This window comes from Hallella seregens ATCC 51272 (genome assembly GCF_000518545.1).
Classification (GTDB): Bacteria; Bacteroidota; Bacteroidia; order Bacteroidales; family Bacteroidaceae; genus Prevotella; species Prevotella seregens.
Genome location: NZ_JADU01000028.1, coordinates 1 through 26,532 on the forward strand (window position 1 = coordinate 1; position 26,532 = coordinate 26,532).

General features: G+C 59.2%; 19 protein-coding genes. 7 read left to right on the forward strand and 12 right to left on the reverse strand.

Going from position 1 to position 26,532, the window contains the following annotated elements; genetic code table 11:
- Positions 1 to 271 (forward strand): hypothetical protein (locus L888_RS14765; protein WP_211234603.1); only part of this gene is annotated, 271 nt, incomplete at its 5' end.
- Between the two features lie 199 nt (positions 272 to 470).
- Here L888_RS14765 and L888_RS0109175 read toward each other — a convergent pair.
- From L888_RS0109175 to L888_RS0109205, 6 genes are all read right to left on the reverse strand, one after another.
- On the reverse strand, positions 471 to 878 hold the full coding sequence (locus L888_RS0109175; protein ID WP_005844613.1) for a putative toxin-antitoxin system toxin component, PIN family: 408 nt from the start codon (positions 876 to 878) through the stop codon (positions 471 to 473).
- Positions 875 to 1,090, reverse strand: coding sequence for a hypothetical protein (locus L888_RS0109180; RefSeq protein WP_027952671.1), 216 nt, complete (start codon positions 1,088 to 1,090; stop codon positions 875 to 877). The genes L888_RS0109175 and L888_RS0109180 overlap by 4 nt, the downstream gene beginning before the upstream one ends.
- A gap of 414 nt (positions 1,091 to 1,504) precedes the next feature.
- Positions 1,505 to 9,211, reverse strand: coding sequence for a T9SS outer membrane translocon Sov/SprA (gene sov / locus L888_RS0109190; protein ID WP_027952673.1), 7,707 nt, complete (start codon positions 9,209 to 9,211; stop codon positions 1,505 to 1,507).
- 80 nt (positions 9,212 to 9,291) lie between these two features.
- A complete protein-coding gene (gene ruvA / locus L888_RS0109195) occupies positions 9,292 to 9,912 on the reverse strand; it encodes a Holliday junction branch migration protein RuvA (protein ID WP_027952674.1) in 621 nt (206 codons plus the stop codon).
- 148 nt (positions 9,913 to 10,060) lie between these two features.
- On the reverse strand, positions 10,061 to 10,960 hold the full coding sequence (locus tag L888_RS0109200; protein ID WP_027952675.1) for a diaminopimelate dehydrogenase: 900 nt from the start codon (positions 10,958 to 10,960) through the stop codon (positions 10,061 to 10,063).
- Between the two features lie 171 nt (positions 10,961 to 11,131).
- On the reverse strand, positions 11,132 to 12,097 hold the full coding sequence (locus tag L888_RS0109205) for a metallophosphoesterase (protein ID WP_027952676.1): 966 nt from the start codon (positions 12,095 to 12,097) through the stop codon (positions 11,132 to 11,134).
- Positions 12,098 to 12,257: 160 nt separating this feature from the next.
- On the opposite strand from L888_RS0109205, the gene L888_RS0109210 reads away from it, so the two are divergent.
- Positions 12,258 to 12,656, forward strand: a complete 399-nt coding sequence (locus tag L888_RS0109210; protein WP_015298498.1) for an FMN-binding protein — start codon at positions 12,258 to 12,260, stop codon at positions 12,654 to 12,656.
- On the opposite strand, the gene L888_RS0109215 is transcribed toward L888_RS0109210, so the two are convergent.
- Together L888_RS0109215 and L888_RS0109220 are read right to left on the reverse strand one after the other, a co-directional pair.
- On the reverse strand, positions 12,657 to 13,601 hold the full coding sequence (locus L888_RS0109215; RefSeq protein WP_027952677.1) for an endonuclease/exonuclease/phosphatase family protein: 945 nt from the start codon (positions 13,599 to 13,601) through the stop codon (positions 12,657 to 12,659).
- Between the two features lie 227 nt (positions 13,602 to 13,828).
- Positions 13,829 to 15,250, reverse strand: a complete 1,422-nt coding sequence (locus L888_RS0109220; RefSeq protein WP_027952678.1) for a C1 family peptidase — start codon at positions 15,248 to 15,250, stop codon at positions 13,829 to 13,831.
- Positions 15,251 to 15,404: 154 nt separating this feature from the next.
- Here L888_RS0109220 and dxs point away from each other — a divergent pair, with 154 nt between their 5' ends.
- The 4 genes from dxs (at position 15,405) to L888_RS0109240 (ending at position 22,070) form a co-directional block, all read left to right on the forward strand.
- Positions 15,405 to 17,300: a 1-deoxy-D-xylulose-5-phosphate synthase gene (dxs, locus tag L888_RS0109225; RefSeq protein ID WP_005844627.1), complete on the forward strand. Its 1,896-nt coding sequence runs from the start codon at positions 15,405 to 15,407 to the stop codon at positions 17,298 to 17,300.
- Entirely contained in the window at positions 17,297 to 18,637 is a 1,341-nt protein-coding gene (trkA, locus tag L888_RS0109230) for a Trk system potassium transporter TrkA (protein WP_005844628.1), read from the forward strand. Before dxs ends, trkA begins: the two co-directional genes overlap by 4 nt.
- The gene (locus L888_RS0109235) at positions 18,637 to 20,094 is read left to right on the forward strand and encodes a TrkH family potassium uptake protein (protein WP_005844629.1); all 1,458 of its coding nucleotides are present in this window, start codon (positions 18,637 to 18,639) and stop codon (positions 20,092 to 20,094) included. The genes trkA and L888_RS0109235 overlap by 1 nt, the downstream gene beginning before the upstream one ends.
- 305 nt (positions 20,095 to 20,399) lie before the next feature.
- Positions 20,400 to 22,070, forward strand: coding sequence for a formate--tetrahydrofolate ligase (locus L888_RS0109240; RefSeq protein WP_027952679.1), 1,671 nt, complete (start codon positions 20,400 to 20,402; stop codon positions 22,068 to 22,070).
- 132 nt (positions 22,071 to 22,202) lie between these two features.
- Here L888_RS0109240 and recA read toward each other — a convergent pair whose 3' ends face one another.
- The 4 genes from recA to L888_RS0109255 all read right to left on the reverse strand — a co-directional run bounded on the left by recA (position 22,203) and on the right by L888_RS0109255 (position 25,348).
- Positions 22,203 to 23,255 (reverse strand): recombinase RecA, encoded by a 1,053-nt coding sequence (gene recA, locus L888_RS0109245; RefSeq protein WP_005844631.1) that lies wholly within the window; start codon positions 23,253 to 23,255, stop codon positions 22,203 to 22,205.
- Between the two features lie 14 nt (positions 23,256 to 23,269).
- The gene (locus L888_RS0109250) at positions 23,270 to 24,493 is read right to left on the reverse strand and encodes a saccharopine dehydrogenase family protein (RefSeq protein ID WP_027952680.1); all 1,224 of its coding nucleotides are present in this window, start codon (positions 24,491 to 24,493) and stop codon (positions 23,270 to 23,272) included.
- Between the two features lie 83 nt (positions 24,494 to 24,576).
- Complete coding sequence (locus L888_RS15065) at positions 24,577 to 24,720, reverse strand: DUF559 domain-containing protein (RefSeq protein ID WP_084567359.1); 144 nt, start codon at positions 24,718 to 24,720, stop codon at positions 24,577 to 24,579.
- Positions 24,721 to 24,742: 22 nt separating this feature from the next.
- A complete protein-coding gene (locus tag L888_RS0109255; RefSeq protein ID WP_027952681.1) occupies positions 24,743 to 25,348 on the reverse strand; it encodes a DUF6621 family protein in 606 nt (201 codons plus the stop codon).
- Between the two features lie 244 nt (positions 25,349 to 25,592).
- Between L888_RS0109255 and rhaD the strand changes: the two genes are divergently transcribed.
- A complete protein-coding gene (gene rhaD / locus L888_RS0109260; RefSeq protein WP_027952682.1) occupies positions 25,593 to 26,405 on the forward strand; it encodes a rhamnulose-1-phosphate aldolase in 813 nt (270 codons plus the stop codon).
- The last annotated feature ends 127 nt before the right edge of the window (positions 26,406 to 26,532 follow it).

The window sequence follows — 26,532 nt, forward strand, 5'->3', positions numbered from 1 at the left end:
CCTCGCGCGCGTACGCGTGTATGTTTTAGAGAGAGGTTACGCCAGTGGCTTGAGAGAGAGAGAGAGAGAGAGTAGCAAATTATTTGGAACTACCAAACAATTCGACGAAAAAATTGCAGGAAAATTCATCTTTCCCTGCCGCTCTTCGCGCTCGCTCGAATATGGATGTTGTGGGTACATATATTTAAAATCCGCTACAAAGGTAGTGAATGTTTGGGAAATGGGCAAGAGAATAATAGAAAAATTATCCATTGGTTGTATGAATACCTGAAAATGACAGAGTGGTTTTTGGAGGGACACACACGCTCTGTGTGCCCGCAACATCGTCGGAGGAGTGAACTCCTCGGGAATGAACCACACGCGACGAAAAACGAAAAAATCATGGCAAGCGGTGGAAAACAACCGTCCCACGCCATTGAAACGGAGCGTGGGACGGAAATGCTATGGGAATCTATCAGAAAGACCCTTATTTACAAACCATGCAGCAATTTAAAATCCGACAGTTTTATCATTTGGGTCTGTCCATGACTTTCCAAAACCAGCAGGTCTTTGTCACCGGATACAAGATAGTCTGCACCAACCGTCTCTGCCAGTGACAAGAGATACAAGTCTTTGGAATCTCTTACCGGGCTCGTAGCTGTCTGCTGAACATTCGTACAGAGGCAAAAGCTGTGAATCAGATTCAACAAGTCTGCAACTTCGGAGGCATCTGTGTATCTACGGATTTTCTCTCTGCCAGCCACGTCTCTAATCTCTGCCAAGAGTTCGCGGCAGACAAAGATGTCGACCGCCGGGTCGGTCAAAATCTTTCGCATGAGAGCCGTCTGATGGCCCAGCAAGAACGAAATCCAGATATTGCAGTCAATGATGATTTTCATGATTTGCCATACCTAATGGCGCTCACCTCATTCATGATGTCGTCTTCGGACAGTTCCACGGTCTGCGGCCGGCTTTCGATGAAAGCCTCCAGTCGCTGTTCGCTTGTCTGTGCCTGCCATCCGAACTTCCGTGCAAGGTCTTTCAGCAACTGCCAGTCGCTCTGCGGAATATTAAGATACACGGATTGCGTATTGCCTGTCGTGGTGTTCATGCCAATTCCTCCTATGATATTGTGATGATTGCTGCAAAGATAGGAATAATCTCACAAACAGCCATGTTTCCTGCCGTGATTTTCGTTTCCGTCGTGTGTGTCAGTATGTCAAAGAGCAAGGGGGCTTAACACCGAGTGCTATCGGCGGACGATCTTCCTTGCCGTTCCGTCGCCCATACGGACGATGTTCAGCCCGCGACGCATCCCCTTTTGCCGACGGCCGTCCATGGAGTAGATGGCCTTGGTGGGGGTCGCCTGCAACAGGGTTGCGGCGCCGTTTGGGAGGGCCGCACAATGGCTTGCCGCATGGTATTTCGCAGAAGTCTCCACTGTGTTCAGATTTAAGCGTAGTATTGACGTTTGTTGCAAATATAACTCTTTTTCTGTAATTTGCAAGAAATGGAGCGAGAAAAGCTACCGCGTGAGGCTGAACTTGATGCTCAAGCCGAAGTCCTGCGTGGTAGTGGGATAGCTGCTGCTGCTCAGCAGCGGCGTGTTGGTTTGGCGATCCAGATAGAAACTCATGGTGAGGAGGCGCGAAAGTGTGTAGTCGGCCATGAACGAGAACTTGAAAGCAGTGTTGCCGCTGCTGGCCGACGAGGTGATGCTGGCAATGTCGCGGGTGATGCTGGCCTGGCGACGGTAGGACAAATCGAAGCGCATGTTCAGGTCGTGGTTGGCCCCGCTGCGGTTGCCGGAGCGGCTGGTCGTGGCGGCGGTCTGCTGTGTCTTGGCCTTGTCGCCGCCGCGGGCCTTGCCTTTCACCAGCCTCGGGTTGCGGCCGCCAAAGAGGTTGAAGTTGTTGATTTTATAGCCGAGGCCCACCACCCAGTCCTTGCTCACGGCCTCGTTGAGCTGCACGCTGGTCATCGAGAGCGAGAGCACACGTGTCTGCCGGTACTCGGCCTTGACCGTGAGATTGTTCTGCAGCGTCAGATCCACGCCGAGCAGGGGCGAGAAACTCTCGTTGATGCTCACCATGGAGACATTGTACATCGAGTTGGGAACGGGGCCGCCCGTGGTGGCGTCGGTGATGAAACCCATGCGAGGCCCCATCAGGGCCACAAACGTGGAATAGCTCTGGTAAGTGCCCACGGCGAAGACACTCTTGTAGCTGTGGTTGATGTTGACACTCTTGAAGCGGTCGCGCAGCCACGACAGCTTACCCAGACCACTGTAACGCAGCGTCCAGTTGGGCAGCAAATGCCTGAGCGCAGGGAAAATGTCGAGGCTGCTCCCGCCCATGCCGGTATAGCTGGCCAGGAAGGCGGGCACCATCACGTCTGCGCTGTAGGCCCCCACCCCGCCGTTGGCCGCGTCGAACGTGCGGCCGGCCAGCGCGGTGCCCTGCGGATAAACAGACCCGGCATAGCGGGCTTCGACACGCTGGCGGAAACCGTCGAGCGAACGACAGAACTTCTCGAACGTGGCACTGCGGAACCCGTTGTTGGCATTGCCCATGCCCTCGAACGCCGAGCCGAGCGAGATGGTGGTCATGGCGAAAGTACCGGTCTGCGTGGTGGGAGACCCGGCATACATGTACTGGATGCTCTTGGCTGTGGTCTGCGTGCGGCTGGCATTGAGGTCTATCTTGAAGTTGCGGATGGGTTCGAGCGTGAGGCGCAGCTGCAAGTCTTCGGTAAAACTGGTGGTGGCCGGCGTCGCCACGCTGTCGTTCTGCAGCAGCCAGCCGTTGTTGCGGGCCTTTCCGATATAGTCGTCGTCCACCAAGCCAAAGGCAAAGTCGAGGCCCGGCGAGAGTGCGCCGGCCCCGGTGCGGCTGGTCTGGCCAAAAGCGTCGCCGATATTGGGCATGAAGCCGGGCAGGGCCAGCGTGTATTGACTGCGATAGGCCACGCTGACACTGCGCACCATCATGGCCACGCGGGCAATGGATTGTGCCGCGCGATACCAGCGTTGCTCGTCAAGAGGGGTCTTGGCCGTGACCGTGACCTTGACTTTGAGGGCCGAGTCCACGCGGTTGCGGATGCGGATGCGGTTGTCGTCGAGCTTCCTGTACTTAAGTTTCAGCGCGTGGCCGTCCTCGGTCTTGGCCGTGATGACGAGCCGCCGCGACTTCTTGTTGTGGGCAATGTCGATGGTGGTGTCGGGCAGCAGCGTCACCTCTTTCTCGAAAGACTGCTTGTTTTTGGGCAATTGCTGTTGCTTGGCGGCAGCCTGCTTCTGTTGCAGCTGCCACTGCTTCACGGCCTCGTCGGCGTCTTTACCGTCGGTCAGAGCCTGCTGGCGCACCTTGGCTTCCTCCTCCTGCTGCTTCTTGCGGTCGGCCTTGGCCTGTTGCCGGGTCTGCTGCTTGCGTTTCTGTTCGGAGGCGTTCGGCTCCTTGGCAAAGCGGTCGTTGGCTTTCTTGAGGAATGGAACGTGGTTGTATAGCTTCACCATGTCGAAAGCTCCATTGACGTTAAGCTGCCGGTTGTTCTGTATGGTGTTGCCCAGCGAGGTGCCGTCTTCGAGGTCAGTGCCGCGTATCCAGTTGTACGTGGCGTTGTAGGAGGCGTCGCTGGTGAGCCAGTCGAAGACGGGAAGCAGGTTAAGCGGCAGCTGGTACGAGAGGTTGAACGTCTGCTGATAGTCGAGCGGCGTGCCCAGATGTTTGAGACTTGTCCACACGGAATCCTTCCAAGCCTCGTAGCGTGTGGGGTAAAGGTCCTTGTTGACAGGCGTGTAAGGCTCCTCCACCTCGGCGTGTGTGGCACTCTGGAAACTCATGTGGATGTTGCGGGTAAGGTCCCACCGCAGCCTGAACTCCCTGTTCCAGAGGAATTGTGAAGAGAAAGTGACGGGCAGCTGCGCCCCCTCCAGCGCATCCATGTCGCGCTCCTGCAGCTCGTAATAGCTGCGGGTGATCTCGGTGTCGAAGTTCACACTCTGCGGCAACCAATTCAGACCGAAGCGGCGTGGCAGGTCAAACCACTTGCTCTTGCTCTTGATTTTCTTGAACGGCTCCCAGGCCTTGTACACGGGCACCCAGCTGTAGTTCATGCCGCCGCGCCAGTTGTCCTCGTTCTCGTAGATGGTAGTCTCGCCCTGTGTATGGGCGTGACTGTGACTGTAGGAGAAAGAGAAGTTGGCCGGGTCGTAGGGCATGGGGTGGCGTTTGGTCTGGATGCCCACTTTGACATTGGAGAGCGAGAAGTTGGTGTTGATGGTTCTGGTCACGGCAATGCTCTCGATAGAGTCGCGCTCGCGGCGGCTGCCGGTGCTCTCCAGAGCGTCGGAGAGCTCCATGTCGGTGTCCAGCGGGTTGTATTTGGGGCGGGTCACCTGCTTGGTGACACTGTAGTAGAGGGGAGCCGAAACCTTAGCCTTGTCAGGGAAGAACTTGCCCAGCTCCAGACTTGTGGTGAAGGCGAGGTTGCTCCGATCGTCGCGCGAACGGGCGGCCACGCCGTCTTCCAGCCCGCCGAAGCCCTGCGTGACATACTTGCCCTGCAGGTTCATCGTGCCCAAATCAGAGAGTTGCACGTTCAGGTTGCCGTTGGCGGCCCAGCCGCCGGAGTTGTTGTACTCTTTCAGGCGCAGCTCATTGACCCACACCTCGCCGCTCTTCTGCTCGGCCGCAAGGTTGCGCACGCCGATGATGAGGGTCTTCACCTCGCCCAGCGTAGGGTTGCCCATGATGGTAACCTTGTTTTGCGGCCGGTCGTTGTCGTAGGCGGTGTAGGCCCGGTTGTAGGAGGCCAGTCCCTGAGCTTTCTGCCGGTTGCGTTCTTTCTTCACGGCGGTGAAGATCGAAAGCGGAATGTCGAGCATGTTTTCCTCGGGCCACACGGCCTTGCAGTCGGCCAGGTCGAAGCGGTTGTACGAGCGGGGGGCGGTGAGCTTGAGGGGTATCTCGTATTCGTAGTAATTGCTTTTGTAGTCTGAACCCAGCCGCACGAAGACGGCCAGCTGGTCGTCTTGCAGATTGGTGACGTTCTGCTCGTTGGCATTGGCGTGCACATACATCTGCAGACGCTTGTACTGCCGCAGGTCAAGCATGGTGTTCTTGTAGACGCATTTCGACTCGCCGCTGGAGAGGTTCGAGACGTTGATGTCGAGCGACTGCTCGTTGGCCTCAACCAGTTGGGGCTGTGTCGGGTCCTGCTCGCGCCTGATGCCGGGGGGCAACACGTAGTTGACGGGGGTCTTGTCGTTGTTCTCCTCGATGTTGACCGAGGCCGTAGTCATGGTGCCGGTCTGGGCTGCGGTGGCGTCAAGCTGCTGTTCGTAGACGCGCCAGGTACCGCGCACGAGGTCGAGACTGCCGAAGCGCATGACCACAGGATGCCGGAATCCCGTGAGGAACATACGCATGAAGCGGATGCTGGAGAAGTCGGAGATGGAGCCCACACGGCTCTGATACTCCCGCAGGGGGATGCGGAAGAGGTACCAATCAATTTTCTCGGTCTTGGTATTGCGCAGTGTAGGCGAGGTCTCGCGCTTGTCCACGATGTAGTTCTTGCCCACGACGAGATCTTCGGGACGCACCGATATGCGGTACTGATAGTATTTTTCGTACTCGTTGAGCGTGTAGTCCTGGTTGATGTCTTCCACGTCGGGCGTTGTTTTGTAGGAGGTGTCGTAGCCCTCGGTACGGCTGTCGTTGTCGGGAGAGTTGCCCTGCGGGTTGTTGATGTACTTGTAGCGGCGCAGGATGGAGGCCTGCATGCGGTCGTAATCCGAGCCCCGGAAGTAGTGGTAGTCGTCGTTGGCGGGGTCGGCCCAGATGGAATCCCACACGGCAGCATTGACCTTTCCCTGTATCTGGGTCAGGAAATCCTGATACGACTGGAACTGCTGCTCCTCGGTATCGTTGAGTCCATTGTAGCCCAAGTCCTGCCGGGCGCGGCTGCCGCCCGACGTGGCAAAGGCGTAAGTAACGGTCGCCTGTGTGGGAATCTTGCCCCACTGGGTGTAGGTGAAACTACTGGAACCATCCACGGGCAAGCCGCTCTCGTAGAACTTCTTGCCATCGCGGAGCACGTCTTCAGACACTTCTCCAAGGTTGATGTAGAAGTCGCCGCCATACTCCGAGGCGTTGGGCCGGCGGTTGGAATGGATGAACGGGTCCATCATCCAGAACTCGATGTACTCGATGTTGGCCGTCTCGAAGTCGCTGGTTTCGAGTTTCCGCGTCATGCCGCCCCAGTGTTGGGTAGGATTGTTCAGCGTGCCGTCGGCGGCAAGATCGGGATTGAAGTTGTAGGGGCCGCGCTCGTTGGGGTAGTAGGCCAGGTTGAGGATGGGGAGTGTGGACGTTGCCCCGCTGTAGCTGCTCTGGTCGCGGTTGGGATAGAGCTCCCTGACATAGACCTCGCGCACGTAGGGATCGCTGAGCTGGTCGAGGTCACTCTTGATGTGGCCGGGCGTGAGCGAAGAGCTGCGACGGGTGAAGAGCGGGTCGATGGTGTACCAGGCCATCAGTGAACGGTTGTATCCGCTGCGCAGTGTAGTCTTGTCCGACTGCTCGGCAAACATGGAGGGCACGCTGGAGAGCGTCCAGTTGGTGGGAATGGAAACGTCTATCTTGTCGGTGGTGTTCTCGAAGTCGTCGATGTAGGAGGCATTGTCCTGCGTGCCGTGGCTCTGTCCGGCAATGAGCTGGGCAAACTCGCCGGTGAACGAAATCTGCGAGGGCTGGGTGAGATGGAGGAAAGGAAGCCGGTCGAGCACGTTGGTGAGCCACTGGCTCTCGTGCTTCCAGTTCAGGTTGATGCCCCAGAGCGTGTTGTTGAGCGGCTCCGAACCCATCGACACCTTGGTGGTGAGCGCCTGCTCGGAAAGGTGCTGCAACGTGCCCGAGAGCTGGAAATTCTTGGAGAAATCGTACTCCCAGTTCATGCCGAACATGGTTTTCCGCTCCTGCGAATAGTCGCTCTGGCTCTCCAGCGAGACGTTGACCGAGGTGCCGGCATCGATGATGCTCTGGTTCAGGATGGTCACTTCGCCCGCACTGTAGTCCACGGAGTAATCGCTGCCCTCGGTGAGCGTCACGCCGCCGGCCGTGACCACCACAGAGCCCTGCGGCACATTGTAGGCCCCAAGGGATATGACATTGGCCGACGTGCCGCGGTACTGGCCCTGCAAGATGAACTTGTCTTTCTCGGCAATCTGCTTGGCCGTGGTCTTGGTGGAGTCGTAGAGCTCGGTGAAGGCGTAGTTGCGCGCCTTGCCGGCATCCACGCCTTTGGACACCAAATAGTTGTACAGGTAACTGCCGAAAGGCTCGGCCGCCGGGAAAAACACGCGGCCGTTGCTCACGGTGTAGCCGTCCACGTAGTCGAAATAGCCGTTGGGATGGGCCTTGTTGTTGTTGTCCAGCCGGTCGGCGCCCAGCACCTTGATGAGCGTCTGGCTCTTCACCTGGCTCTCGGGAATATAAGAAAGGTAGACGCCGGCCGTGTCGCTTTGGAACTTTACGTCCAGCCTGAACTTGTCTTTCTCCACTGTCGAGGCCAGGTAATACACGTTCTTCATCATCAAGTCCCAGTTGCCCTGCATGGGATTGTTGCTTGTATTCTTCAGCGACTTGACGAAAAGGGCCTGCCTCACGTCGGAAATGTCGCTGGCAAACTCGCCCACCTGGTAGGTCTGCCCGCCGTAGGTGTACTCGTAAGCAACGGCCAACACCTGGTCGGTCTGCAGCGAACTGCGCAGCGAAACATAGCCCAAGGCACTGTTGAGCGTGTACTCCGACGAGTTGAGCAGCCGGGCGCTCTGCAGCTTTTCATAGTCCACCCCGCCCACGAGGCCTGCCCCGTCGAGCGTACTCGAGGTCTGGTCGATGTTGCGGGCGTCGGCCAGCTGCCCCACGAGCGTGGCGTACTCGCTGTTGGCGGCATTGGCCGGCACGGGCGTTCCGCCGGCTGTCCACCGGCTGTTGCTGATGTTGCTGGTCTCGCCCAGGTCGGTCAGAGCCACGATGTCGCGCGTGTTGGACGTGGTTCCCGACTTGTTGGTCACCCAGATTTCCACGCGGTTGATGGTCACGCCCGTGGTGATGTTGGGCAGCGTCTTCATGCCCGCATCGTAGTGATTGCGGAAATATTGGGCCAGGAAGAAGTGGCGGTTCTCCTCATAATCGGCGGCGTCGATCTCGAAAGGGGTGAGCTGCTTGCCGCCCTTGCTGGACACGCTCTTCGACGAACTCTTCTTCTGCGAGGCCACAAGCTGCAGCTTGAGCTTGCCAAACTGCATGTCGGTGCGCAGGCCGAAGAGGCTGCTGGCCCCCTGCACCAGCGAGGAATTGGAGGGGAACGACACGTTGCCGGCCTCGACGAGCTTGATGATTTCGTCTTCCTTGCCGTCGTACTTCAGCTTCATGTTCTGCGAATCGAAGTCGAAAGTAGCGTCCGTGTTGTAGTTCAGGTTCATGTTCACTTTGTCGCCCACCCGGCCATTCACGCTGAGATTTATCTTCTCGTCGAAGTCCATCGTGGTGGTCTTGCGGTTGCGGATGGGCAGCGAGGGATTGTCGATGCTCTTGAATGTGGCCCCGAACTTCAGTTCGGCCGTGCCCTGCGTCTTGATGCGCACGCCGCCAGGACCGAAGATTTTCTCGGCCGGGCCCAGGCTGAAGTGCATGTCGGAGAAGTCGAACTTCTCCTTGCCCTGGGCTTTATACACCTCGTCGTTCTTGGAACGGAAGTACGCATTGCGGGCATGCTTCTCGCTCCAACGCAGGTATTCGGCCGGCGTCATCATGATGGGGGCAGCCAGATAGGTGGAGCCCATGCGGGTTCCGATGATGTATCGGTCGAGGGTGTCGTTGTAGACCACCTCGTATTTCAGCCCCTCGGGCCGCTGCAAGTCCAGTGCCCGCTGTTCCAGGTCGTCGTAGGTGATGGGGGTGGTGCGCTGAATCTTCCAGCGCGGATGGAGCAAGGAGTCGGGGATGGAGTCGTCGTCGCTGAGAATGGGCTGCCCGGCGACGGGGCGGGCAGCCGGCGAGGCACCTGCATTTGCGGCGGCACCCCCCGCCGGACGGGCGGAGGCCGGGCGCGTGTTGCGGTTTTGCTGCCGGGGGTCGCGCTGGAAAACGGGCACCGCAACGGCATAGCTAGCCATCGCAACAGCCAGCACCACCCACGTGACGATATAGTTTTTCCGAATCTTCAAAACCGCATCTGTTTGACCGTGTGCCGCCCCTCGCCCGCGCCTCTGCCCCGACAGGAGGCAACGGCCGGCGGCGCACCCGCCTATTTTATTCGCTTCAGGGCCTCCTTGACCAGCATTTCCACGGCTATGCCGGGCTGTTCTTCGAGGATGGCCGTCACCACCTTGGAGGCCGCCATGGGGGCAAAGCCCAGCATGGTCATGGCCGAAACGGCCTCGTCCCTGACACCCGTGTCGACGGTGGACGGGGCAGAGGCCGTAGCCGAGACGTGCAGCTCGTCGGCGATGCCCGAGCTCACAATCTTGTCTTTCAGGTCCACGATGATGCGCTGGGCCGTCTTCAGCCCGATGCCCTTCACACCCTTGATGACCCGCTCGTCGCCGTTGGCAATGGCATTGCACAGCTCCTTGGGCGACAGCGACGAGAGCATCATGCGCGCCGTGTTGGCCCCCACGCCCGAAACACTGATGAGAAGCCGGTAGAGTTCGCGCTCCTGTTTGTCGGCAAAGCCGTAGAGGGTGTAGTTGTCGTCGCGTCCGCCTGTCTGGATGGACTCGTGCACGTAGAGCCTCACCTCCTTTTTGCCTTGCACACGACTATAGGTATTGAGCGAGATATTGAGCGCATAGCCCACGCCACCGGCCTCGACCACGGCCAGGGCCGGCGTCAGTTCGGCCAGCTCGCCCCGGATATATTCAATCATGTTATGCCTGTTGATTACCTTATGATAACGCGCAGGGGGCGCGGCTTATTGTGTGCGGCGGGAGATTTGGCCCCAACGCACAAGAGGATCCCACCCGCAACGGGATGAGATCCTCTTGAAAACATTGTGCCGGCCGGCGGCGAACGGCCTACACCAGCGTGGCCACGATTTCCTCGCGCGTGCCGGGAAGCATGTCGATGACGGGAATTTCGGGCATGGTATAGCAGCCGGGCTGCAGCCGGAATGTGGCCCGGGCCACGTTGACCAGCACCTGGGCCGTGAGCGCAGGATTGTTGATACTCATGTTGAACTCCATGCGCTGGTTGGGCGTCTGGCCGCTCACACCCTTGCGCACAAGGTTCACGCCGTGCCCCATGTCGCGCACGTCGTCCACGCTGGCCACGGCAAACACATGGGTCTCGTCGTGTGCAAAGTAGGGATCGGCCTTGATTTCGGCTGTCACATCCTCCAGCCTGGCGCCGTCTTCGAGCTCCACATAGACCATGCGGCGGTGGATGCCCTCGCCCAACGGGATGGTTACCGAGAGGGCATTCCTCACTCCTTGCTTGCCGCGCACGCACACACTGTGGCCCATCGACATGCCCGGACCGAAGTTGGTATAGGTGAGACCCTTGGGGGCAAGGCTCTCCATGAGCACGCGCACGATGGAGTCGGAACCCGGATCCCAGCCTGCCGAGATGACGCTCACGCGGCCGGCCTTCTTGCAATGCTCCATCTGCCGGGTGCGATAATCGAGTATTGAGGTGTGGATGTCGAAGCTGTCGACGGTGTTGATGCCCAGCGAAACGATGCGGGCGGCCGTCTCGGGGCACGAGCGTGTCGGCGTGGCGAGGATGGCTACATCCACATTTTTCAGCTTCGTGATGTCGTCCACCACCTCGTAAGGCGTGAGTTCCAAGGGCTTGTCATGGGCTCCCTGACGGCGCACCACGCCTGCAATCTCGAAATCGGGGGCGGCCTCCAGGGCCTGTACACTATAATGACCAATGTTGCCGTAACCTACAACGGCTGCTCTAATCTTCTTCATATCGTTCTGTTTGTTTAAACTTGGTTGTCTGTTCTGCGCTGCAAATTTACGGGTTTCTGTCGAAAAAGCGGAAGAAATGGCGTCGTTTTTATTCTAAAAAAGTATAAAGCATAGCAAAAAGTAAGCCTACGGCGGATTTAGGCGACACTGTGTCCGGTCGGCCATCGACCCCTACTTCTCACACCTCAACGTGATGACATTCACCTCGGGCCACGCTCCAAAGCGGAAGGGCACGGTGCCGCCGATGCCCAGCGACACGTAGAGCATGGAGCCTCCTTCCTCGTATTTGCCGCCCCATTCATTGTAGGCCCAGCGCGCCGGCGAGAAGCGACCGATGCGTATCTGCCCGGCATGGGTGTGGCCCGAGAGGGTCAGGGCGATGTCAGTCTGGTGGAGCACGCCGCGCCGCCAGTGGCTGGGGTCGTGGCTGAGCAGGATTTTGAACATGCCGACGGGCAGTCCCTGCATGGCCTTCCGCAGGTCGCCGTAGTCGGGGAAAGGCGGGCGGCTGATGTTTTCCACGCCGATGACGGCTATCTCCGCGCCGTCGCCGCGGGCGATGGTGACGTGCTCGTTCATGAGCAGCCGCCATCCTATCTTCTCCTCCAGATAGCGCAACACGTGCTGGTTGCGCGCAATGTTGCGGTCGCTGCGGTCTGCTCCGTACTCGCAATAGTCGTGATTGCCCATGATGGAGTACACGCCGTCGGGGGCATGGAGCTGTCCCAGCGCATGCTGAAAGGGAATCACCTCGTCGGCGCTCACGTTCACCAAGTCGCCGGTGAACACGATAACGTCGGGGTGCAGGGCGTTCACCGTGCGCACCATCTTGTCGATGAAGGCGCGGTTGCGCAGGAAAGTGCCGATGTGGATGTCGGACAGCTGCACCACCCGGTAGCCATCGAACGACCGGGGAAGCAGGGGCGACACGCACTTGGCCGACCGAACCACGATGTGCCGCCAGCCAAAGAAGAAGCCATAAGTGACCAGAGCCACCAGCAACCCGGCCGGCACCAACGCCCAGCACCAGCCCACAAGGGGCCAGAGCAGCAGAAAGAGCAGGCCGGGAAACCCGATGTAGAGAATGCCGCCAAAGAGGAGGCGCATCAGCGTGTTGTGTCGGAGCTTGAGTGTCATGGGCGTATATTTGGCAACAAAGGTAGCACTTTAAACGTTAAAAGATAACTGCCAAGCGTTAAAAAAACCGACGGTGGCACCCAAGCCACCAAACTTTTGGCTAACTTTGTCCGCACATACGAGCAGCGTATATATAATAAGGTAAAAAAGAACAAAGCAAATGAACCGCAAGAGAACACTGACCATTTCGGCCGTGGCCGCCATGGCCGTGGCCGTGCTGATGAGCGCCATGCCCGCCGACAGCGTCATCACGAAAGACACCGGCACCGACATCGTGAACACAACCAGCCTCACCAAGAGCGTGCGCGGCTACAAAAGCGCCACGCCCGTGAAGATTTACATCAAGAAGAACCGCGTGGTCAAGGTGGAGGCTCTCGGCAACCAGGAGACGCCGAAATACTTCGACAAGGCCAAGGCCGTGCTCGACAAGTACGAAGGAAAGACTGTAACCAAGGCGCAGAAGATGGAAGTGGACGCCGTGAGCGGCGCCACCCTCTCCAGTAAAGCCCTTGTCAAGAACGTGCAGGAGGGACTGAAGTACTACAAGGAGCACAAATAATCACCACTCCCACACGGCCACCAGCGGCAGATGGTCGCTGAAACCATCCAGGTATCGGGGGCCAAGATAATTGCGGCGGGGCATGACCCCGCCGTATTTTTTGTCCTCGGCGAGCAGGAACGGGGCGTCGAAGACCCGGCACGAACGGAGCCTCGAGGCCGAAAGACTGTCGCAGAGAATGTGGTCCAGACTGCCCCAGCGGCCTTGGTAACGATAGGTACCGAGGGCGCCGTGCGTGCCGCGGGCCGTGGCCGACACATCGCACAGGCCGCCGACGGCCAGCCGCTGCAGGGCGGCGTCGGCCGCATAGTCGTTGAAGTCGCCAGCCACCACGATGCGTGCACCGGGCGACGCCAGCCGCACGGAGTCTACGGCGACGGCCAACACCTGGGCCACGTGCAGCCGGTAGGGGCGCGAGAACCGCTCGCCACCGGCCCGACTCGGGGCATGCACCACGAAGACGTGCAGCGTGTCGCCACCGGCGAGCTCGCCGGCGGCATAGAGCATGTCGCGCGTGGGGCGGAAGCCGGGCAGCGGGCCGACGCGGATGGACCGGTGGCGAAGCAGCCGAAAGGTGAAGGGCGAGTAGAGCAGGGCCACGTCGATGCCGCGCGGGTCGGGCCCGTCGGTCATGACATACGCGTAGCCGGCCCGTCGCAACAGCGACCGCCGCGTGAGGTCGGTGAGCACGGTGTCGTTTTCAACCTCGACGAGGGCCACCAGGTCGGGCAGCACCTCGGCCGAGTCGAGCTGCCCGCAGGCCAGTATCTCCTGCCCCACGCGGTTCAGCTTGCGCCAGTAGCGGTAGGGCGTCCAGCGGTGGGCAGACGTGGGCAGGAACTCCTCGTCCTGTTTCAGGCTGTCGTGGCGCGTGTCGAAGAGGTTCTCGCAATTGAGTTCCACCAGTGTGAACAGCGAGGAAAGAAGCAGCAGAATGGCCGGCATCATGATGTGAGGAGGAAAGGATGAAAGGATGGAAAAACGAAAAAACGGAGTGCGTGCGGCCGGCATCGCCGAATCATGACGGCGCAAACGCCGGCCGACAACGTCGTAAACGCCGCGCCGTTACGCCGCAATCGCAAGACGATGGCACCGCAATCGCAGGGCCGTTACGGCGCAAACAGAAAGCCCCCGACGAGCAGGCGCAAAGGTCTGCCGCCGGGGGCGGCTGTTTATGGACGGGTGGAGTCGTCGGCCTGAAAGAGCGGATCTTCGGGCATCACCATCGTGGGCTTTTGGTCGAAAAGCCTCAGCGTCTCGTCGGAAGCATAGCGGCGGTTCACCACCAGCCGGAACATGTACTCCCTGAACCAAGGGTTGGTCATGATGAGACAGCCGTCCTGGCCGTAGCCAGGGCCCCAGCTGTTCTCCACTTTCCACTTCAACGGGTTGCCCTCGGCATCCAAATCCACGGCGGTGAGCGTCATGGCGTGGGTGGAGCCGCTGTCGAAAGTCTCGATGCGGCCGGCCTTATCCATGCCGAACGACGTGCCGAAGAGCGAGGCGTAGTCGTAGTTGTCGATGTCCAGATAGCCGCGCTTACGGTCGAGCTGCTTGCCCACGTCGTAGCTCGAGTAGAGCTTGTGCCCGTCCTTGAGCGAGGCAACGGCCAGCCGGGCTATCTCGTCCATGGGCAGATTGAGGTAGCGCCAGTTGTGTCCGTCGTAGGTGTGGCGGTCGTAGGCCACCTCGAAGGTCTTGTGATAGGGCCGTCGCGGGTCGTTCATCACCATGATGAACGACCCGTTGAGCGGCGCGCCCACGGTGGCCTCGTAGAAGCTGCGCGGCGTGTACCGGCGGGCCTCACCCAAGACCTTGCCGTTCTTGTCGCGGAAGACATAGCTGAATTCCTTGACCGGCGCGCCGAGCGCGAGGGTGAGCATGTGGTAGACGGTGCCCAGCATTTCGGTCTTGCGGCGGCGCAAGTCGGCGGCTTTCCTGCCGTCGGCAACCATCTTTCGCAGCTCCAGTCCGAACTCGCGCAGCTTCGACGAAATCATTTTCTGCATCTGTGAAGTGTTGTCGCTGGAGAACGTTTCGGGCATCACGCTCATCGGCACAAGGCCGTATTTGTCGGCCAGGTCGGCCACGCCGCAGAACGTGCCGCCGTCGCTGATGGGGTGACGGAAGAAGAATTGCACCCTCGTGTCGTCCATAGGCTTGCGCGCGCAGTCGATGACACCTTGCAGCATGAGGTTGGCTTTCTCCAGCTGGTCATAGAAAAAGAGGTAGGCTTGAGAGTATTCCACCTTGACGGAATCGCCGTGAGCGCGGGCAAAATCGCCCCTCAACACGTTGAGTCCGGAGAAGAGCCAGCAGCGTCCGGAGCTCTGCTGGTCGTGAATGCTCTGCCTGGGCGTCTCCACACTGAAGTAAGTATCCACCTGCCCCAGGTTCTTGTAGTTGCGCGCCAGGTCGTCAATCTTGTTGGAAGCAATGGCATTGGCCAGGGCCTTGTAGGCCGGGTTGCGGCTCTGTGCCTGCTCTATCTGGCTGAGCATCTGGCTGGAAATGCCGCCGTCGGGGGTGGTCTGGGCCGCGGCTGAGGCCGTGAAGGCCATGCAAGCAGCGAGTAAAAGGGTTTTGCTGTTCATGATGTCGGGTTGATGTTTGACTTGTTTTGGGCCCGGGCCCACGGCGTTGCGGGGCCCGGACAAGGGTGTTGCAAAGTTAGGAAAATTCCGCCGCTTTCCACGCCTTTCTCGATTATTAATTGTATCTTTGCAAGGTTATTCCAACAGAATATCAATGAATCACGACAAATTCGACCTGTTGGGCCGCATTGAATATCCGGCCGACTTGCGAAAACTGAGCGTAGAGCAGCTGCCCGAACTTTGTCGGGAACTTCGTCAGGACATCATCGACGAGGTCTCCGCCAACCCCGGCCACTTTGCCTCCAGCCTTGGCGTGGTGGAACTTACGGTGGCGCTGCACTATGTTTTCGATACTCCCGAAGACCGCATTGTGTGGGATGTGGGCCATCAGGCCTATGGGCACAAGATACTTACAGGCCGCAGACGGCAGTTCTGCACCAACCGCAAGATGGGCGGCGTGCGCCCCTTCCCCACCCCGCTGGAAAGCGAATACGACACGTTTACCTGCGGGCACGCCTCCAACAGCATATCCGCCGCATTGGGCATGGCCGTGGCTGCACGCCGGACGGGGCATGCCGGCCGACACGTGGTGGCCGTCATCGGCGACGGGGCGATGAGCGGAGGGCTGGCTTTCGAGGGGCTCAACAACGCGAGCTCCACGCCCAACGACCTGCTCATCGTGCTCAACGACAACGATATGTCCATCGATCGCGCCGTGGGCGGCATGGAACAGTACCTGCTCCACCTCGATACCAACGAAACTTACAACCGTCTGCGCTTCAAGGCTTCGCAGTGGTTGCATGCCAAAGGCTACCTCACCGAGAACCGGCGCAAGGGCATCATCCGCCTAAACAACGCCATCAAGAGCGCCCTTAGCCACCAGCAGAACATCTTTGAGGGCATGAACATCCGCTATTTCGGGCCTTTCGACGGGCACGACGTGCGCGAGGTGGTGCGCGTGCTGCGCCAGCTGAAAGACATGAAAGGCCCCAAGCTGCTCCACCTGCACACGGTGAAGGGCAAGGGATACGAGCCGGCCGAGAAAGCGGCCACCGTGTGGCACGCCCCCGGCAAGTTCGATCCCGAGACGGGCGAACGGCTGCTTCCCGACACCACGGGCCAGCCGCCCAAGTTCCAGGACGTGTTCGGACATACCCTGTTGGAGCTGGCGCGGCAGAACCCCCGCATCGTGGGCGTGACGCCGGCCATGCCTACGGGCTGCTCCATGAACATCATGTCCAAAGAGTTGCCCGACCGCGTCTTCGACGTTGGCATAGCCGAAGGCCATGCCGTGACCTTTTCAGGGGGCATGGCTAAAGACGGTCTTCAGCCCTTCTGCAACATCTACAGCTCGTTCGCCCAACGGGCCTACGACAACATTATTCACGACCTGGCCATCCTGAGCCTCCCCGTGGTGCTGTGCCTTGACCGGGCCGGACTGGTGGGCGAAGACGGGACCACGCACCACGGCGCGTTCGACATGGCGGCCCTGCGGCCCGTTGCCGGGCTCACCATTGCCTCGCCCATGGACGAGCACGAACTGCGCCGACTCATGTACACGGCCCAGTTGCCCGGCATGGGTACCTTTGTCATTCGCTACCCCCGAGGCAGCGGAACACTCACCGACTGGCGTTGCCCGCTGGAGGCCGTCGCCGTGGGCACGGGCCGACGGCTGCGCGAAGGTCACGAGGTGGCCGTGCTCACCATCGGGCCGATAGGCGCTGAAGCCGCCCGCGCCATCGAGTTGTCGGGGGTGGACGCCGCCCTCTACGACATGCGTTTCCTGAAGCCAATCGACGGCCAATTGCTCGACGAGGTGGGCCGTCGGTTCGGCCGAATCGTCACCGTGGAGGACGGCGTGCGCAACGGCGGACTGGGAACGGCCGTGCTCGAATGGATGGACGACCACGGCTACCACCCGCAGGTGGTGCGCCTCGGACTGCCCGACGACCAGTTTGTAGAGCATGGCTCGCCGGCCCAGCTACACCATATCTGCGGCATCGACGCCGAAGCCATTGCCCAAACTATCAGGAAAATCACTCGCTCATGAAGATTATCATTACCGGGGCAGGGGCCATCGGCACCTATCTGGCCCGTCTGCTCGCGCGCAATCAGGAGGAGCTCACCGTCATCGACACCGACGAAGAGCTGCTGGCCCAGATAGGGTCGGACTACGACCTGCTCACGTTGCATGGGTCGCCGGCGAGCGTAAAGACGCTCAAAGAGGCCGGTGCGGCCGACGCCGACCTGTTCATCGCCGTGACTCCCGACGAAAACGAGAACATCAACAGCTGTATCTTGGCCCATGCTCTGCACGCTCGAAAGACCGTGGCCCAGGTGAACAACGCCGAATATATGGAGCGCGACGTGCAGCAATTCTACAAGGATCTCGGGGTCGACGAACTCATCTACCCCGAGCTTCTGGCTGCGCGCGACATCAACAACGGGCTCAAAATGTCGTGGGTGCGCCAGCGGTGGGACGTACACGACGGCGCGCTCGTCATGCTTGGAATCAAGCTACGCGAGAGCTGCGAGATACTGAACCAGCCGCTCAAAGACCTCTGCGGCCCGCAAGATCCCTACCATGTGGTGGCCATCAAGCGCGGCGACGAGACCATTATCCCCGGCGGCAACGACGAATTGAAGTGTTTCGACCTGGCCTATTTCATGACCACGCGCCGCTACATCCCCTACATCCGCAAGATTGTGGGCAAGGAACACTATGCCGATGTCAAGGACGTGATGTTCATGGGAGGCGGTGCAACGGCCGCCCGCGCCGTGCTCACGATGCCCGAATACATGAATGCCAAGATGTTTGAAATAGACGCCCGCCGTTGCGAAGAGCTGAATCAGATACTCGACGACAACACGCTCGTCATCAATGGAGACGCGCGCGACATCGCCTTGCTCAACGAAGAGGGCATCAAGAACACGCAGGCCTTCGTGGCACTCACCGGCAATGCCGAGGCCAACATCCTGGCATGCCTCACGGCCAAACGGCTCGGCGTGCGCAAAACGGTGGCCATGGTCGAGAACATCGACTACGTGAGCATGGCCGAGAGCCTCGACATCGGCACCATCATCAACAAGAAAGCCATTGCCGCCAGCCGCATCTACCAGCTCATGCTCGACGCTGATGTGATGAACGTGACGTTCTTGATGTCGGCCAATGCCGACGTGGCCGAGTTCATTCCAAAGGAAAAAGCCGTGGTGACGCGCAAGGCAGTGAAGGACCTGGGACTGCCGCAGGGCATCACCATCGGCGGCCTCGTGCGACGCGGCGAGGGGCAGCTCGTGTCCGGAAACACGCAGATTCAGGCCGGCGACACGGTGGTGGTGTTCTGCCACAATGCAAACATGAAGAAACTTGAAAAGCTGTTTAATTAGTGATCAACTTTAAAATCATCTATAAAATACTGGGATCGCTGCTTTTCATCGAGGCTTCGTTCATGCTCTGGTGCCTGGTCATGGCACTGGTCTATGAGGAAGACGACATCCCCACTTTCAGCATCTCGATACTCGCCACGGCGTTTGCCGGGTTCATGCTGCGCTACATGGGGCGCAACGCCGAGAACCGATTGTCGCGCCGCGACTCCTTTCTGGTGGTCACGCTGGTGTGGGTAGTGTTCTCCGCTTTCGGCACGCTGCCTTTCCTGCTGGGCGGCTACCTGCACAATTTTACCGATGCTTACTTCGAGAACATGTCGGGATTCACCACCACCGGGGCCACCATCATCGACGATGTAGAGTCCATGCCCCACGGCATTCTCTTCTGGCGGTCGCTCACGCAGTGGATTGGCGGCCTGGGAATCGTCTTCTTTACCGTGGCCTTGCTGCCCTCGCTGGTGGGCGGCAGCACCAAGGTGTTTGCCGCAGAGTCCACCGGACCCATCAAGACCAAGCTACACCCGCGCCTCTCCATGAGCGCACGGTGGATATGGATAGTCTATCTTTTCATCACCTTCGCCTGTATGGGCTGCTACATGCTCTTCGGCATGGACTGGTTTCAAGGCGTAAATTACGCCATGGCCTCGGCCGCCACGGGGGGCTTTGCCATCAACAACAACAGCACCGAATTCTTTAATTCGCCCGCCTTGGAGTACACCACCATCTTCTTTTGCTTCCTTTCCGGCGTCAACTTCACCCTGTTGTACTTCTCGGCCGCCAAGCTCAAGTTCAGGGAGTTGTGCCGTGATTCTGAGTTTCGGTTCTATGCAACCATCGTGCTTGGCTTCACTGCTTTCGTCATGGCAGAGCTTATTTTGCGCAATCACTACGACCTGGAGCATGCGTTTCGTTCGGCTCTGTTCCAAGTGGTTTCGTTCATCACGACCACCGGACTCTACAACGACGACGCCGCCCGATGGCCTCATGTCACCTGGGTGGTGCTGTCCTTGTGCATGTTTATCGGGGCCTGCTCGGGCAGTACGAGCGGCGGACTGAAGTGCATGCGCGGCGTGATGCTGTTCAAGGTGGTGAAAAACGAGCTGCGCCAACGGCTCCACCCCAACGCCGTGCTGCCACTGAAAGTGAACGGCAACAACATTCCCGACCCGCAACGCGTGTCTCTGCTGGCCTTCCTCACGGCCTACCTGCTACTCATGCTGCTCATGGCCTTTGTCATGATAGCCGCCGGCATCGACAACACCAACGCCATCACCATCTGCCTGAGCTGCCTGGGCAACGTGGGGCCAACGCTGGGCATCGAGATCGGCCCCACGATGTCGTGGTCCATTCTCCCCGACTTTGCCAAATGGATGTGCTCCATCATGATGCTCATCGGGCGTTTGGAGATCTTTACCGTCCTCGTTATCCTTACGCCTTCGTTCTGGACCAAGAACTGAGCCACGCTGCAACAGAACCACGATAAACCGTTCATGGCAGTGCGATAAACCGTTAGCGGCGATGCGATAAACCGTTAAAGGCGTCACGATTAACCGTTAACCGCAACGCGATTAACCGTTAACCGCGTCGCAACAAACCGGCCATGGAACGGCAACAAACTGTCAATGAAGCCCCGATTTTCATTTAAAAATCGGGGCTTTTGCTCGTGTTTTCCGCGGAATATCCGTACATTTGCAATCAATCTGACAGCCTGCGGCAATCCCTCCACCCCGTAGAGCTGCCGCTCCTAACTTCCTACCACAACATGAAAACAGACAGTGAAATCGCCCACGAGGCCCGCCTCGAACCCATTGCAAACATTGCACGGAGCATCCACATCCCGGCAAACACCCTCGAACCCTATGGAAAGTACGTGGCCAAAGTGCCTTATACGCTCGTCGACGACCGGCGGGCGGCCCAAAGCAACCTGATTCTCATAACGTCGATCACACCCACCAAGGCCGGCAACGGCAAGACAACGGTGAGCGTGGGCCTGGCCCTCGGCATGAACCGCATCGGCAAAAACGCCGTGCTGGCCCTGCGCGAGCCCAGCATGGGCCCCTGCTTCGGCATGAAAGGCGGGGCGGCCGGCGGCGGCTACGCCCAGGTGTTGCCCATGGAGAAAATCAATCTCCACCTCACAGGAGACTTTCATGCCATCACCTCGGCCAACAATATGATTGCCGCCCTGCTCGACAACTACATCTATCAACACGAGGATGAGGGCTTCGCCATGCGTGAAATCTTGTGGCGACGCGTGCTCGACGTGAACGACCGGAGCCTGCGCAACATCGTGACGGGGCTGGGCGGGCACGCCAACGGACTGGTGCAGGGCGGCGGATTCGACATTACCCCGGCCTCCGAAATCATGGCCATCCTGTGCCTGGCCCAGGACGAGGCCGACCTGCGACGCCGCATCGAGAACATCCTGCTGGGCATCACCATCAGCGGCGAACCGTTCACGGTGAAAGACTTGGGCGTTGCCGGAGCCATCACGGCCATTTTGAGCGAGGCCATCCACCCCAATTTGGTACAGACCATTGAGCAAACGCCGGTCTTCGTCCACGGCGGCCCCTTTGCCAATATAGCCCATGGATGCAACAGCATTCTGGCCACAAAGATGGCCATGACATTCGGTGATTATGCCATCACTGAGGCCGGATTCGGGGCCGATCTCGGGGCCGAGAAGTTCTTTGACATCAAGTGCCGCCGGGCCGGAATCGCCCCGAGGCTCACCGTTATAGTGGCCACCACGCAGGCGCTGAAGATGCACGGCGGTGTGGACATCAAGGAAATCAAGGAGCCCAACGCCGAAGGACTTCGGGCTGGATTCGCCAATCTGGACAAGCACATCCGCAATATCCAGAGCTTCGGCCAGACGGTGGTGGTGTGTCTCAACCGATTCGACACCGACACCGACGAGGAACTGGAGCTGGTGCGCCGCCATTGCGAGGACGTGTTGCACGTGGGCTTCGCCGTGAACCGCGCCTTCACCGACGGCGGCGAGGGTGCCGTGGAACTGGCCCGGCTCGTAGTAGACACCATCGCCAACCGGCCCTCGCAGCCCCTCCGGCTGCCCTATGCCGAGAGCGACAGCATCGAACAGAAGATCATCCACGTGGGCCGCAACATCTATGGGGCCGACCGCGTGATCTTCAAAACGGCTGCCAAGAAGAAGTTGCGACGCATCAAGGAGCTGGGCTTCGGGCACTTTCCGGTGTGCATAGCCAAGACACAATACTCGTTCTCGGACAATGCGAAAGCCTACGGCGTGCCCACCGACTTCGACATTACCATTCAAGACCTCGTCATCAACGCCGGGGCTGAGATGATTGTGGCCGAAGCCGGCGACATCATGCGCATGCCCGGCTTGCCCAAGAGCCCGCAAGCCGAGCGCATTGACATCGTGAACGGCGAAATTCACGGCCTTTCCTAAATCAAGGAAACGCCGGCGGCGACTGAAAAGAAGGCTGCCAACAACTAAAGAATACCGTTTTCAAACCCAAGAAAACACCGCCATGGAACATCACAAAAGGCGCAGCCGCATTCAGCGGCTGCGCCTTTTGTGTCAGGATTCGGCCTTGTCGCGAATGGCTTGCATTATCAATCCCTCCAGCTCCTCGCAGAGTTCGGGGTTGTCGCGCAGCAGGTTCATCGTGGCGTCGCGGCCCTGGGCCAGCTTCGATCCGTTGTAACTGTACCAGCTTCCACTCTTCTGCACAATGTCGTATTCCACGCCAAGGTCTACAATTTCTCCCATCTTGTTGATGCCGACACCGAACAGAATGTCGAACTCGGCCTTGCGGAAGGGCGGCGCCACCTTGTTTTTCGCCACCTTAACTTTCACGTGATTGCCCACCACATTGTCGCCATCCTTCACGCTTGTCGAGCGGCGGATGTCCACGCGAACGCTTGCATAGAACTTCAGGGCGTTGCCGCCGGTGGTCGTCTCGGGGTTGCCAAAGGTCAGACCAATCTTCTCACGCAGCTGGTTGATGAAGATGCAGCAGGTGTTGGTCTTGGCAATCGTGCCGGTGAGCTTGCGCAGAGCCTGGCTCATCAGGCGGGCCTGGAGACCCACCATGGAGTCGCCCATCTCGCCTTCAATCTCTTTTTTAGGCGTGAGCGCAGCCACAGAGTCCACCACCAAGATGTCCACCGCCGAGCTGCTAATGAGTTGATCGGCTATCTGGAGGGCCTGTTCGCCGTTGTCGGGCTGGGAAATCCAGAGGTTATTCACGTCCACGCCCAGCTTCTCGGCATAGAAACGGTCGAATGCGTGCTCGGCGTCGATGAATGCAGCAATGCCTCCCCGCTTCTGCGCCTCGGCAATGGCGTGGATGGCCAGCGTGGTCTTGCCCGACGATTCCGGGCCGTAAATCTCGATGATTCGGCCGCGGGGGTAGCCGCCCACGCCCAGAGCCACGTCGAGAGCAATGGAACCTGTGGGTATCACCTCCACGTTTTCCACGCTCTCGTCGCCCATGCGCATGATGGAACCCTTGCCAAAATCTTTCTCTATCTTGGACATGGCAGCCTGGAGCGCCTTGAGTTTCGCGTCCTTTTCTGCCTTTTGTTGTGCAGCTTTTCCTGCTGCCTGTTCTTCTTCTGTCTTAGCCATTGTGATATGTTGGGTTACAATTCAATATCCTTGTCGAACTCTTCGTGCCAGGGAAGTCCCTGTTCATTAAGCACCTGCAGGAAAGGATCGGGGTCGAACTCCTCGACGTTCCACACGCCGGGCTTGCGCCACAGGCCCTTCACAAACATCATGGCACCCGCCATGGCCGGCACGCCGGTGGTGTAGCTCACGCCTTGCATGCCCGTCTCGAGGTAGGCATCCTGGTGCCTGCAGTTGTTATATATATAATAGGTGTGCTCCTTTCCGTCCTTGACGCCCCGTATGCGGCAGCCAATGGAGGTCTCGCCGTCGTAGTCTTCGCCCAGATCCTGCGGGTTGGGCAGCACGGCCTTGAGAAACTGCAACGGCACAATCTTCACCCGGGCTGTCTTTCCCGAGCCGTCGGCCAGCGGGGCCTCGTAGTCCACTTCGTCGATGCGGCTCATGCCAAGATTCTGAATACAGTCGAGATAAGTGAGGTACTGCTGCCCAAAAGTCATCCAGAAACGGGCGCGACGGATGGTGGGATAGTTCTTCACCAGGCTCTCCAGCTCCTCGTGGTGCATGAGATAGCTGTCGCGCGGACCGATGTTCGGGTAGGTGATGTCTCGGTGCACGGCCAGCGGCTCTGTCTCCACCCACTTGCCGTCTTCGTAGTAAAGGCCTTTCTGGGTTATCTCGCGGATGTTGATTTCGGGGTTGAAGTTGGTGGCAAAAGCCTTGTGGTGGTTGCCCGCATTGCAGTCCACAATGTCCAATGTGTGCATCTCGTCGAAGTGATGCTTGGCTGCATAGGCCGTGTAGGCCTGAGACACGCCCGGGTCGAAGCCGCAGCCCAAGATGGCCGTAAGCCCTGCACGCTCGAACCGCTCCCTGTAGGCCCACTGCCAGCTGTACTCAAAGTGGGCCTCATCCTTGGGCTCGTAGTTGGCCGTGTCCAGATAGTTGCAGCCACAGGCAAGGCACGCATCCATGATGGTCAGGTCCTGATAAGGCAACGCCAGGTTGACAACCAGCTCCGGTTGCCAGCTCCCCATGAGGGCCTTGAGCTGCTCCACGTCGTCGGCGTCCACCTCGGCGGTCTCAATGTCCATCGTGTATCCCTTGTCGTGAATGGCTTTCACGAGCCGGTCGCACTTATCTTTGTGGCGGCTGGCAATCATCAGACCGCCAAAGATGTCCTGGTTTTGGGCTATCTTGAAAGCGCACACCGTGGCCACGCCGCCGGCTCCAATCATCAGGATCCGGCCCTGCCTCCTCCCGGGGAGGGGATGTCCTGCGGCCGCTTCCTGCGGCTTCACAGAACCTTTCTGCAAATCGTTCATTGTCTCTTTATGCTTTTTATCACTTGTTCTATTGGGTTGAACACCTCGCTGCTTGTGAATCTGATTGCACGAAAGCCTTGTGTCTCCAATGCTTCCGTCCGTAGGCAGCCGTGCTCCGTCGGCCCTGTCCGTTGAAGAATTTGGGAGGGGCTTGGTGAGGCCTTACACTTCTTCCGCCTTGATTCCCAGTGCGTTCATCAGGGAGTAGCCGAGGATTTCCTGGCGATAGTTGCCTCCCTCCATGGGCTGCATGGCGAAAAGCGTGACGCGACAGCCGTCGCCCGCACTGCGCAGGGCCGTGCGGATGCGTGCGTAGAGGTCGCCCTCCTCGGCATTGGGAACCACCATCAGGCGTTTCACCTCGGGGTGCCCGCACACCGTGCGTATGGCATCGAGCATGTAATCGTCCTTACCCACCACGTCGCCCACGGCGTAGGCATTGACCAGAAACTCGCCCAACTGCGCGTCGCGAAAGGCCTGGGCGTTGAGCTCCGTGTCGTAGACCGAGGGCAAGAAGTTGTCCATCTGCCGACGATTGCGGTCGTGCACCAGCACCACCTGCGTCTCATGCTCCGTGCCGTCGGCCCTCAATCCTCCGTCGAGGACAATGTTTACGGCCCACTGACTCAGGTCGGCGCGGGGGATGCGGCGGCCAATCATGCGCTCAAACTGCACTATCAGCTCAAAAGCCACCCGGTCGATGTAGTCGGCATCGGCAAGGATAACATTCTCGCTCATGCGGACATTGCCGGTCTGTTGTTCATTCATATTGCAAAGATAAGCCTATTTCCCAAGAAAAAGCCACGATGATTTGTTTTTTTTCGCCGCCGCCGAGGATTCCCGCCAAGGCGCAAGCCACGGCCGTGCACCCCGTGCACGCGGCGGACAAAAGTCAAGGCTCAAAAATCAATTCTTGCTGCATGCCGTCAACAGATAATGCTTACCTTTGCACGGACATCGGGCGCAACGCATCCCGCATTGCGCCGAAGACAATCAAAAACATCAACAAACCATGACGAAAAGTATATTGGAGGGCCGCCCGGCCTTGAAAAAAGAAGTCTACGCCATTGCCGAAGTGGCCGGCTATCTGTGGCAGAACGGATGGGCCGAACGCAACGGCGGCAACATCACCGTCAACATTACCGACCACGTGGACGACGAGATACGCCGGCTTCCAGCCCTCTCCGAGACAATGCCCATCGGCGAAACGCTGCCCCATCTGCGGGGCCAGTACTTCTACTGCAAGGGCACAGGCAAGCGCATGCGCGACCTGGCCCGCGAGCCAATGGCCAACGGTTCCGTCATCCGCATCCTCGACGACTGCGCCAGCTACGCCATCATAGCCGACCAACCCGTGCTTCCCACCTCGGAGTTGCCCTCGCACCTGGCCGTGCACAACCGCCAGATCGAGCTCGGTTCGGGCTACAAGGCCACCGTCCACACCCACCCCATCGAGCTCGTGGCCATGAGCCACAACCCGGCTTTCCTGGCCAAGGACGTGCTCTCGCGCATGCTCTGGAGCATGATTCCCGAGACCAAGGCCTTCTGTCCGCTGGGTCTGGGCATCGTGCCCTACATGCTGCCGGGCAGCAAGGAACTGGCCCAGGGCACACTCAAGGAGCTGGAAGAGTACGACGTGGTGATGTGGGAGAAGCACGGAGTCTTTGCCAAAGGCAAGGACGTGATGGACGCTTTCGACCAGATCGACGTGCTCTCCAAGAGCGCAAAAATCTATATCGACGCCCGCGCCATGGGCTTCACGCCCACCGGCATGACCGAGGAACAGATGGCGGGAATGACCCGAGCCTTCAACCTGCCGCGGTAAAGGCCAGACAATAACGGCGTAATCGCAAAGCTTCCACACCGCAATCGCAGCGCGTTTACGCCGCAGCCGCCCCGCGATTGCGCCGTCATGATTTCGCGGCTGCGGCACCATGATTCTACGACGGTGC